The sequence below is a fragment of the Streptomyces sp. NPDC006510 genome (assembly GCF_040611955.1).
Classification (GTDB): domain Bacteria; phylum Actinomycetota; class Actinomycetes; order Streptomycetales; family Streptomycetaceae; genus Streptomyces.
Genome location: NZ_JBEXPH010000256.1, coordinates 1 through 9840, shown reverse-complemented (window position 1 = coordinate 9840; position 9840 = coordinate 1). Strand labels below are relative to the sequence as shown.

At 69.7% G+C, this 9840-nt stretch carries 10 protein-coding genes and 4 pseudogenes; 7 read left to right on the top strand and 7 right to left on the bottom strand.

Going from position 1 to position 9840, the window contains the following annotated elements:
* Positions 1 to 160 precede the first annotated feature (160 nt).
* Entirely contained in the window at positions 161 to 556 is a 396-nt protein-coding gene (locus ABZY11_RS39685; RefSeq protein ID WP_356483829.1) for a VOC family protein, read from the bottom strand.
* A gap of 371 nt (positions 557 to 927) precedes the next feature.
* Entirely contained in the window at positions 928 to 1368 is a 441-nt protein-coding gene (locus tag ABZY11_RS39680; RefSeq protein WP_356483828.1) for a VOC family protein, read from the bottom strand.
* A 43-nt stretch (positions 1369 to 1411) separates the two neighbouring features.
* Here ABZY11_RS39680 and ABZY11_RS39675 point away from each other — a divergent pair, with 43 nt between their 5' ends.
* On the top strand, positions 1412 to 1750 hold the full coding sequence (locus ABZY11_RS39675) for a hypothetical protein (protein WP_356483827.1): 339 nt from the start codon (positions 1412 to 1414) through the stop codon (positions 1748 to 1750).
* 70 nt (positions 1751 to 1820) lie between these two features.
* Here the strand turns inward: ABZY11_RS39675 and ABZY11_RS39670 are convergent, their stop codons facing one another.
* Positions 1821 to 2153: a hypothetical protein gene (locus ABZY11_RS39670; RefSeq protein ID WP_356483826.1), complete on the bottom strand. Its 333-nt coding sequence runs from the start codon at positions 2151 to 2153 to the stop codon at positions 1821 to 1823.
* Here ABZY11_RS39670 and ABZY11_RS39665 point away from each other — a divergent pair.
* Entirely contained in the window at positions 2146 to 2331 is a 186-nt protein-coding gene (locus ABZY11_RS39665) for an HAD-IA family hydrolase (protein WP_356483831.1), read from the top strand. The two genes, ABZY11_RS39670 and ABZY11_RS39665, sit on opposite strands and share 8 nt — an antisense overlap.
* Before the next feature lie 332 nt (positions 2332 to 2663).
* Positions 2664 to 3608 (top strand): phosphotransferase, encoded by a 945-nt coding sequence (locus ABZY11_RS39660; protein ID WP_356483825.1) that lies wholly within the window; start codon positions 2664 to 2666, stop codon positions 3606 to 3608.
* Between the two features lie 61 nt (positions 3609 to 3669).
* On the opposite strand, the pseudogene ABZY11_RS39655 reads toward ABZY11_RS39660, so the two are convergent.
* A pseudogene (locus tag ABZY11_RS39655) lies at positions 3670 to 3870 on the bottom strand (hypothetical protein); the annotation flags it as partial.
* 438 nt (positions 3871 to 4308) lie between these two features.
* On the opposite strand from ABZY11_RS39655, the gene ABZY11_RS39650 reads away from it, so the two are divergent.
* The 3 genes and pseudogenes from ABZY11_RS39650 to ABZY11_RS39640 all read left to right on the top strand — a co-directional run.
* A complete protein-coding gene (locus tag ABZY11_RS39650; protein WP_356483830.1) occupies positions 4309 to 6045 on the top strand; it encodes an immunity 49 family protein in 1737 nt (578 codons plus the stop codon).
* Between the two features lie 218 nt (positions 6046 to 6263).
* Positions 6264 to 7143 (top strand): annotated as a pseudogene (locus tag ABZY11_RS39645) (DNA polymerase III subunit alpha); the annotation flags it as partial.
* Positions 7141 to 7463 (top strand): annotated as a pseudogene (locus tag ABZY11_RS39640) (IS5/IS1182 family transposase); the annotation flags it as partial. The pseudogenes ABZY11_RS39645 and ABZY11_RS39640, both read left to right, overlap by 3 nt.
* A gap of 130 nt (positions 7464 to 7593) precedes the next feature.
* Here the strand turns inward: ABZY11_RS39640 and ABZY11_RS39635 are convergent.
* Positions 7594 to 7812: a hypothetical protein gene (locus ABZY11_RS39635; protein ID WP_356483824.1), complete on the bottom strand. Its 219-nt coding sequence runs from the start codon at positions 7810 to 7812 to the stop codon at positions 7594 to 7596.
* A gap of 28 nt (positions 7813 to 7840) precedes the next feature.
* Complete coding sequence (locus ABZY11_RS39630; protein WP_356483823.1) at positions 7841 to 8080, bottom strand: hypothetical protein; 240 nt, start codon at positions 8078 to 8080, stop codon at positions 7841 to 7843.
* A gap of 350 nt (positions 8081 to 8430) precedes the next feature.
* On the opposite strand from ABZY11_RS39630, the gene ABZY11_RS39625 reads away from it, so the two are divergent.
* Entirely contained in the window at positions 8431 to 9189 is a 759-nt protein-coding gene (locus ABZY11_RS39625) for a hypothetical protein (RefSeq protein ID WP_356483822.1), read from the top strand.
* 208 nt (positions 9190 to 9397) lie between these two features.
* Here ABZY11_RS39625 and ABZY11_RS39620 read toward each other — a convergent pair.
* A pseudogene (locus ABZY11_RS39620) lies at positions 9398 to 9716 on the bottom strand (helix-turn-helix domain-containing protein); the annotation flags it as partial.
* Positions 9717 to 9840: the final 124 nt, after the last annotated feature.

The following is a 9840-nucleotide window of genomic DNA, read 5'->3' as shown; positions in this document are numbered from 1 at the left end:
GTCGAGCGGGCGATCAACAGGATGAAGGCATGGCGAGGCATCGCCACCCGCTACGACAAGACCCCGGGGAGCTACCTCGCCGGACTCCACCTCCGCGCCTCCATGATCTGGATCAAGGACCTCACACGAGCAGCCCCTTGATCACAACCGAATACGCACCCTAGTTCTGCGGTGCCAGGGTGCGCAGGACGTCGAACTCGTTGCCTTCGGGGTCTGCCATGACCACCCAGTTTCGGTCTGAGCCTTGGCCCACATCCGTCCTGGTGGCGCCGAGGCCGAGCAATCTGGTCACCTCGTCCTGGGTGCTGCCGTCGATCGGGCTGACGTCGAGGTGAAGCCGGTTCTTCACGGTCTTGCCCTCGGGCACCTGGATGAACAGCAGGGTGGGCGACATCTGACGGGCCCGAACATCCTCGACGGTCGGAACCCAGGAGCCGATCTCGACCTTGCCCTCGCTCCGGTCGATCACCTTGAAGTCCAGGACCTCGCACCAGAAAACCGCGAGCCTCTCGGGGTCGTGGCAGTCAACGGCCAACTCGGTGAACCTACTTGTCATGACTCTCCCAGATAGTGCGGACGAGGCTCAGAGTATGCCGCCGCCCGTCCGACCGATTCGAGATCTTCCTGAACCAGGGACATCAGACGGGCTTGAGCCGGGATCAGATACGCGTGAAGCCCCTGGTAGGAACGGGTGTCGCGGTGCTGGTGCAGGAGCCGGGCCAGGTGCTCGACGGTATCCCTGCTGACGTCCAGGACGGCGGTGCAGGCGTTACTGGAGGCCACGTGAAGCCCTTGGGCTTACGGAACTTGATCCTCGCAGACCCACTCCTGCCGAAGGCTTCACACGTATCTGACGTCGGTCCCCCTCCGCGGCCGGCAACGACCTGCCCGCAGTCACGCACCGCAGGGGAGCAGCCGCGCGCCCTGTCAGCCCTCAGGCCGGGCAGCGGCGACGCAGAACTCATTGCCTTCCGGGTCGGCCATCATTATGTGGTGCCCGTTGAACTCCTCCAGAGTGATACCGCCCGCCTTCACCAGCAGCTCGGACTTCGCCCGGATCCGTGCCCATCGCTCCTCAGGGCTGCCGTGCCCTGGCACCCGGACGTCTATATGGAGTCGGTTCTTTGCCGTCTTCGGCTCGGGGACCTTGAGGATGGAGAGCCGGGGCCCGATGCCGTCGGGATCGCAGAGCCATGCCACGTCGTCCACCGAGTCTTCCGCCGGCAGGTTGAAACTCGCGTGCCACTCTTCGCGGGTTTTGAAGGGAGCGGGTGGCGGCTCGTCGACATAACCCAGCGCCGTTTTCCAGAAGCCGCCGAGGAGCTTCGCGTCCTTGCAGTCGAGGGTCAGACTGATCCTGGTTGCCATGACGGAACTGTACTGCGCACCTCTGACAGCCGCGGCTGAGCCGATGCCTCCGTTGGATGAGAAGGCTCTGTCCGACGCTCAGGCCGCCACTGCGGTGCTTGTCCGCCGGGGCAAGGTCTCCGAGCCGGTGGGTGCGATGGTCATCCCCTCCCAGAGCGGCGTGCTGTTCCCGGTCGGTGACCGGGACGGCGAGCTGTATGTCAACGGCCGGACGCTCACCCAGCAGTGGGCCGACAGCCTACGGGCCGAGGTGCCCGACCTGGCCTCGGACGTCGCCCGGCTTCAGGCCATGCGCGCGGAATGGCTGGACTCGTCTCCAGAGGACCGCACACTGGCGCTGGCCGGCAGTTGCACCGACCCGAACTGCCGCACGCCGCGCTGAGTCACCCAGTTCGGTCGGCGTACCGTCCGCGCTGCGCCAAGCTCACCGGCCTTGAAGGAGCGCCGGGCGATCACTCGGTGTTGGTGTAGTCCAGGAAGTCGGCGACGGCGGGTATCCCGCGGCGGCGGGCGAGTTTCTTGCGCAGGTCTTCCAGGATGTGGGTACCGCGGGCGGAGGTGACGCCTCCCATTCGGTCGACGGCGTCGTGGGCGGTGGCCACGGCGGCGTCGACGTCGCCAAGACCGAGGTGGGCTTCGGCGAGCCGGGCGAGGTAGATGGCGTGGCCGCGGGGGAAGGCGTCGCCGTTGTATGCCTCCTGGTTGGTGTGGACGGTGGAGGCACGCCTACCAGGCCCTGGCCGCCCGCCCCTACCTGCGTGACGGGGACGGTCAGCCCTGCCCAAGCTGCTGGAGGTCGTCGTCACACGGCAGGACGCGCCGCCCAAACCGGCTCCCGACGGGCTGTATCTCGCCCTGAGCCGGCTGGACGCCCCACCGGCGCGTGCGGTGTTTGTAGGGGACAGCCCCACCGGCATGACCGCGGCCCGCGCTGTCGGCGTCGTCGCGCTCGGAGCGGTCTGAGGCCGGCACCCTCCCGCCGCCCTGCGCGCCGCCGGGGCCGATCACCTCCTGCCCGAGCCCGCCAGCATCGGGCCGTCCCTGCTGCACCACCTGCCCCCAATCGACAGCGCGTGACCCACCCGCCGCACTACAAGGGCGCCCCTACGGGCGGCCCTTTGCACTTCTGCACTCAGAGGACACCGGCCAATGCACGTGATGCGGCGACGAGCGCCCGGCGCCGAGCTGGAGCGCTGAGAGCGCGGACTCCCGCTCCTCAGCCCCGACTCCCGGTCCGGCTCGGCGCGCACCCCCGTCACCCCGTCACCGTTCCCGGACCTCTGAAAGCTGGCCCGATGCCTGTACCGCCCACCAGCGGCCGTCTGCAATGGACCGACGTCCCCACGGCGCTGCGCGCCCGCCTCGAAGACGCCCTCGGCGCACCCGTGACCGACACCGTCACCCCAGGCGGCGGTTTCGGCCACCAACTGGCCGCCGCCCTCCGTCTGGCCGACGGGCGACGGGCCTTCGTCAAGGCGGCCCCCGACGACGACCCGCTCACCGCCGCCAACGTCCACGAAGCCGCCGTCCTGGACGCGCTGCCTCCCGGCGCCCCGGCCCCGAAACTGCTGGGCATCCACCACGCCGCCGGCTGGACCGCCGTCGTCATCGCCCACCTCGACAGCCCACACCCCGACCTCTCCCCCGCCTCCGGCGACGCCGGACAGACATGGGCGCTCCTGGACAAGCTCACCTCCAGCCCCGCCCCGGCGCCGTACGCAGCGGCGGTGAGCACCACGCCTTCGACAGCGGCCGGTCTACACGGCTGGGACGAACTTCTCCGCGACCCGCCGGCAGACCTCGCCCCCGCCGCCCGTGACCGCCTGCCGCAGCTCGCCGAACTGGAAGCCGCCCGGCCCGACCTTGCCCGCGGCAACCGCATCGCCCACGGAGACCTGCGGGCCGACCACATGGTCCGCGACCGCCACCTCGGCGTGACCTTCGTGGACTGGGCACACGCCACCACCGTCCCGGCCTGCATCGACGCCGCGTCCCTCGCCCCGCAACTCGTCCTCGCCGGACACGCACCCGCAGACGTCGCCCGCCTGCTCCGCGACCCCCCGCCACCGCCACCAGCCCCGACGCCATCACCCCGTTCCTCACCGCACTCACCGCACTCACCGGCCACTGGCACCACAACGCCCGCAAACCCGCACCCCCCGGCGCCCCCCGGACTGCGCGCCTACCAGCACCGCGCCGCCGCCGCCGGCATCGCCCTCCTCGGCTACCGTCTGAGCTGAAACCACAGCAGCTCCCCTTCGTGCCGGTGCCCCTGGGGCCACCGGCACGAAGGGGGGCACTGCGGGACGCAATCAGTCGATTGGTCAGTTCCACTGTGGCCAGGTACCACCAGAAGATCCAGTCGAGGAACGCTTCGTCGTACTCGCCTTGTTGACCGGCATTGCGGTGGCGCACGTCGAACTGGTTGGCGATCAGGAACAGAGCGCCTTCGCCCTTCTTCAGAAGGTGCTCTTTCAGTAGGGCTCTCCGGTCTTCGAGGATGCGACCGAGGTCGAACTCCGGCGCCGACCGGTGCCGCCGCAGATCCACCAGGTCGCCCCGCGACGGCTCTGTCCGCCGGCTGTCGTACGCGTAGATCGCCTTGAGAACGGCGGCCGGCGTTCGGCGCGCTCGGCCGTGGAGGCGCTTGGGGCTCCCAGCCTCGACCGGGCTGGGGCGGGCGACGGCGGACGCTCGGTATGCCCGGTCACCACAGGCTTTCCGAGCCAACGGCGCGGCATGGCAGTCGCTCAGTCGCAACCTGTTCACGTCATCGGGTGCGGCCCGCATCACCGCCGCCGGCCGCACCCGCCACAAGACCCTCGGCGCGGCCCGGCTGAGGCCCCCGTGTCCAGCAGCCGCTGCCTGTCAGATCCCGCACCTAGGCTGTCCGCAGAGATTCGATCAAGGAGCAGGACAGTGCGGATAGAGCGTCACCAGGTGAGCGGGGCCGTCGTGTCGGCAGCGCGCGAGGACTTCACCAGCCGGATCGGGGGTCAGGTGCGGTCCATGTCGCGGGCCGGCCGGATGGCCACCTACGAATGGCAGTCGATCGCCGACGAGTTCCTCGACTACCTGGGTGCCCTCTCCGTCGAGATACCCGACCTCGACACCCCGGAAGCCAAGGCCGCCCTCAAGGACGCCTCCGAAGCCGCTGCCGGCGCCGTCGCCTACGCCGCATACCACCCGCACTGCAGCTTCCAGGTCTTCCTGGAGTACGTGAACTTCGGCATGAGCTACGACCCGGGTGAGGATGCCCCCGAGGAGAACGTCACGCCGGGGGAGTGGACCGACGCGCTGTGCCTGTCGGTCCTCAGGGACAAGGCAAAATGGCACGGCGAAGCCTTCCACTTCGCCCGGGAGAAGTTCGCCGGGCGGGCGCAGGGGACGCCCCTCGGCGAACTGGCCACGGGATTGATGGCCGTGGTCCTGGACGACACCGGCGACGACGAGGAGTACCCACCGAGCGCGCAGGCCAAGATCGCCGCCATCGACGCGGCCCTGGACCGCATCCGCACCCGCGCCGGGCAGACCGGTGAGCCCCTCCTGGACCGGACGGACAGCATGGCGCTGCGCACGCTGCGCGCCCTGGCAGCCGAGGACCGGGAAGCCTTCGATGCCGCGCTGGCCGACCTCCTGGCCAGGCACACCACCCTGCACGGCCCCTCGGCCTCCCCGAGTACTCTCCTCCCGCTTGTCCCCATCGCCCTTGCCGCGCTCGCCTACCGGACCCTGGGCTGGGCACCGGCCGTCAGCACTGGCTACCTCCCGCACGCTCTGATCATCGGCTTCGAGAGCCGCGGCCCCCGGGTGGCGGGCTTCGGCAGGGATCGGCGGCCGGACGCCGTGGCCGCGCTCGCCGCGGGCCCGCTGGTGGTGGAGCGGCCGGCCTGCGAGCGGACGGTGACCCCGCAGGTGGAGGCCCTCTACGAGAAGCACGTCCAGGAGGCGTTCACCGCCGTCGACGGAGAACCCCTCGACGTCTGGCGGCTCAGCAGCGTCATGAGCGACCAGGAGCGTCTTTTCAAGTGGCGCGCGGAGGACTCCGGCCATGTGACGGATGCCCAGCTCGCGAACCTCAGGCTGGCCTCCCGGACGGGGGCGGCCCTGTTCCGCATCGCCCTCGCGGAGCCGGGCACCGAGGCCGAGGTGACCGTCGACGGCCGCACGTTGAGCTACCGAGCCGAGCGCGGCGAGAGGGCCGGCGCTGGCAACTGGGAGAAGGCCACTGCCTTCGCCCTGATCACCGGCGCACGCGAGGACCTGGCCCCGCTGGTCCTGACCGGTCCTGCCTTCGCGCAATCGGACGGTTCCGCCTTCTCCGCGTACCGGGAGGCCCTCCATGCCTACCTGAAGGGCGACGATCCCGAACCGGCCGCGCAGCGGGCGTTGCAGCAGGCCGAGAAGGCCAAGGACTGGGGCTTCGCCATGCCGCCGGCCGTGCTGTTGTCGCAGCTCGTGGAGGGCGACGAGGAGAGCTTCAATCTGGCCCTGGCCGACGCGCTCGAAGCCCACCGCGACTACTACCAGGTCGCCGACCGCGCCGACGATCCGGACGCCTCCGTCAACCTCGACATCCTCGCCCTGGCCTGCCACGCTCGCCGTCGCGGCTGGGACATCCGCGTCGAATCCCCCTATCTTCCGCAGGGCCTCCTCCGGGCCGCGGAACCCTTCTAGGGACGCGTCCACAACGGAGCGCTCCTGCGGGCCCCTTGACTCCGTGGCGGGGCCCGCTGGAGCCCCCGCCGAGATCGTCCACGCCAGGCGGCTCCTCGCCGGGCCCGCGGCGCCACCGTCGTAGGAGTCGCCCAAGTCCTCGACGTCAGCGCCCGGACGATCTGCCTGCAGCGACGTTCCTCGGGCGGGACGCAGACGGGTGGCGGCGGCTGTGCCGGATGGTGTCCGCCGCCCATGTTGCCGCGTTCCCCACAGGCGCTGCGAAGGCGGCCTCGTGGGAGCAGCTCGACCAGTACGCGGGCGAAGGCCTAACGGTGCTGCTCGGCCCCGCATCCGAACCGCTGCCCGCTCCCGCAGCCGGCCGTGCGGACCTCGCCGAAAAGCTCCTGGCGCCGTGGCGGCAGGTCGCGGGCGAAGGCCTGCGGCTGGAGGTCGTGTGCTGGAGCCTGCCCGGCACCGGGCCCGGCCCCGTCCGCCTGGCTGCGCACACCCTCGCACTCGCCGACCGTCTCGCCATCCCGGCCGTGCTCACGAACGCCGTCCGCTGCGCCGACCCGGCGCAGCACCGGATCGCCGACGTGCTGAACGCCGCACGGTTGCTGCGGCCGATCGACCGGCGAGGCCTGGACTGCGGAGAGCGCTGGCTCAAAAGACCCCACCGACATGACGGCCATCGCGAAGCGGGTCGCCACAGCGGCCGGAGCGGACCAGCAGCGCGCAAAGCGGCTGATCGCCGACACCGTCGCCGTTGCGGACTTCTGCACCCTCGATCCGGTGGAGGACCTGGGCCTGGGGACACCGCACTTCCCCGAGCCGACCGTCGTCGGCGCCGACGCGGATGCGCAGGGGGCGATGCGGTTGCTGCGGCAGAGGTGCGAGGCCGGGATGGTCGCCCGCGGCCTGGATCTCGACCAGCGTGCGATGGATCAGCTCGACTACGAGCTCGGAATCATCGGCCGGCTCGGGTTCGAGGCCTACTTCCTCGCGGTCGCCCAAGTCGTCGCCGATGTCCGTGCCATGGGCATTCGCGTCGCCGGCCGAGGCTCCGGCGCCGGAAGCATGGTCAACCCGAGCCTGTTCATCGCCACCACCAACCCGCCGTGCTTCGGGGTCTCGAAGTCGACGACCCACCGGCGTTTCGTCATCTGGTCCAGAGCCGGTGTCCGGGGTCGGCTGCATGAGGCGGTGCTCGCCCGTATCGACGAGTGCGGACTGCTCGACCTTACCCGCGTGGTCCTCGACTCCGCCCACGTACGGGCCAGAAATGGGGCGAACTCACAGGCCCCGGCTCCGTGGACCGGGGTAAACCGAGTTCCAGGATGCACGTCCTGTCGGACGCGAACGGACTGCCGCTGGTCGTCGGCGTCTCCGCCGCCAACACCCACGACAGCCAGGGCCTGAAGCCCATGGTGGCCGGTCTCCAACCGAGACAACGACCCCCACCGTCCGCGGCCTCCGCCTTCGATCATCATCGTCTCCGGCGCCCCGGACCACCAGCACCCACGGCGCCCCGGCCCAACTGGATCCGCGGGCGCTGCTGCTGTGCCTTCAGGCTTCGACGTACGCGACGATCGTGATCGTCCGCAGCGCTGTGACGAAGTAGATGACCCGTACCCCGTCGACCTCGTCCGTGTAGTCGTGCAGCAGGGTGTCGGGCACTTCGGTGCCCAGTTCCGGGTTGACGCTGATGGCGACGATCGCGCGGTCCAGGCGGTGTGTCTCGCTCGCGGTGAGCTTCGCCAGTTGGGTGAGCGCGGGCTCCACCATGATGACGCGGGATCGGCGTGCGGCGTGCTCAGGCGACACGGGGCTGCTCGTCCGCGAGGTGGGCGAGGTGGGCGAGGTGGGCGTCCCGGGCCGTCTCCCAGACAACGCCGGACTCAGGTGCCGGGTAGCCGTTCGCGGCGATATCCTCCAGCACCGAGGCGAGGACGTCCGTCTTGGCGCGCTCCGCGGCCGCGTACGCGCGGACCGAGTCGGCGGCGTGCTCATCGAGGGGCTGGCGGGCGGGCGCGGGGGCCGGCTGCTGGCTCATCCGGGTCTCCTGGGCTTGTCTCTCTGGCGTGTGTCACCACGGTATCGCCGGGCCGGGCCGCCGGACCCCGGTACGGAGGAATCGGGCCCCGGCGAGGTCCGGGGCGGTCACATCCCGAAGGATGTCCCGACTTCGCTGACGACGCCGCGGTCCAGTTCGATCACGTCGTCCTCCGTACCACCGGCCACTGAGTGAATTGCTGTGCAGTGATCGGTGAGTGCCTGGGTCTGATGCCGGCCCCAGGTCACGAGTCAACTGACCACGGCTGTGCGGTTCGCGCCATCGAACGTGGGCAGGGCTGTCCCATAACCTGGCGGCGCATGATGACACCGTGACCCCCGGGGGGATGCATGGACTCGTTGTCCTTGGTCTCGGCGATCGTCGCCGTCTCCAGTGCGGCGGTTGCCGCGCTTGTCAGCTATTGGCAGCAACGCCGCCTGCGGTCATGGGAGCAACGCAACTACATGGACCGGTACGGAGCCTCCCTGGCGTGGGCCACGTTCGATCTGCAGACCAGGCTCTACAACATCCTGCACGGCCACGTCGTCGACCTGGACCCCTCGCGCGGCGCCGGCTTCCTGACATCCTTCCTCGCACGGGGCACCGATCGCGAGGCCGACTTCGTGCGGCGCAGCACAGTCTTCGTGCTCGCCGAGTATCTGGGCTGGGTGGAGATCCTGCGCCGTGACATCCAGTTCCTCGACCTTGGCCGGAGCCGCGTCAACACGAAGGTCATGCGGCAGATCTCACGGATCGGATCGAGCCTGGCCAGGATCGATCCGGTGAGCAATGAGCTGCGCCTGTTCCGCGTTCAGCAGCGGGCCATCGGCGAACTGATGGTCCATCCCGATGGTGAGCCGGGTCAGCGTCGCTGTCTGGGCTACGCGGAGTTCTGCGCGAAGCTGAAGCACGACAACGACTTCGCCGAGTGGTTCTCCGTCCTGCTGGCGGACATGGACCGGCTCGCTGCGGACACCGCCCCGGCCATCACTCGGCTGCAGGATCTGCAGACGCAGTTGGTCACGCTGATCGACCTGCTGGATCCGAAGAGGACACGCTTCCCGGAGTTCCGGCTCGCCTTCGACCACGACAGCCACACCCTCGGGTGAGCGCCGCGCCCACTTGCGCGACGCTGACCACATCCACCTGACCTGGAAAGTCAGGGTCCGATGGCACGAACCCCGCAGAGGTCAATCGACGAGGGCGATCAGTGAGTCTTCGCCGGGACGGGACACCGGTGAAGATGTCCTGTGCCAGCGAACTTTGATCACCTGCCATCGATTCCTAATGCCGTTTGTCAAGCGGCGAGGGCCGCTGCTCGGTCGGCTTCGACTTGGCGATCTTCTTGTTCTCGCGCCGCTCGAAGCAGCGTGAACGTTCTGGGCCGGCCGCCGGAGTACTTCGGATACAGAGACTCGAAGCCGTCGGTGTTGAAGTTGTGGATCACGTCCCGGACCCGGTCGTCGCTGGTGAACGAGACCTCGGCGATCCGCGCCGCTGGCATGTCCTGAGCGAACAGCAGCACCATCTGGGCCCGCCGCCAGGTCACCACCGACCCGGTGCCCCTGCGGATGATCCGCAGCAGCCGCTCTCCCTCAGCGTCATCAATGTCACGCAGACGCACCGGTGCGGCCATGCCCGCATACTCGCTGGTTTCCCGGACGGCGTTACTGACTTCGGCTGGCTAGGGTGACGTTGGGGTGTCGACGGCCAGGCCGGTGCCGGCTATGAAGCCGTCGAGGGTGTCGGGCCGGTACTGC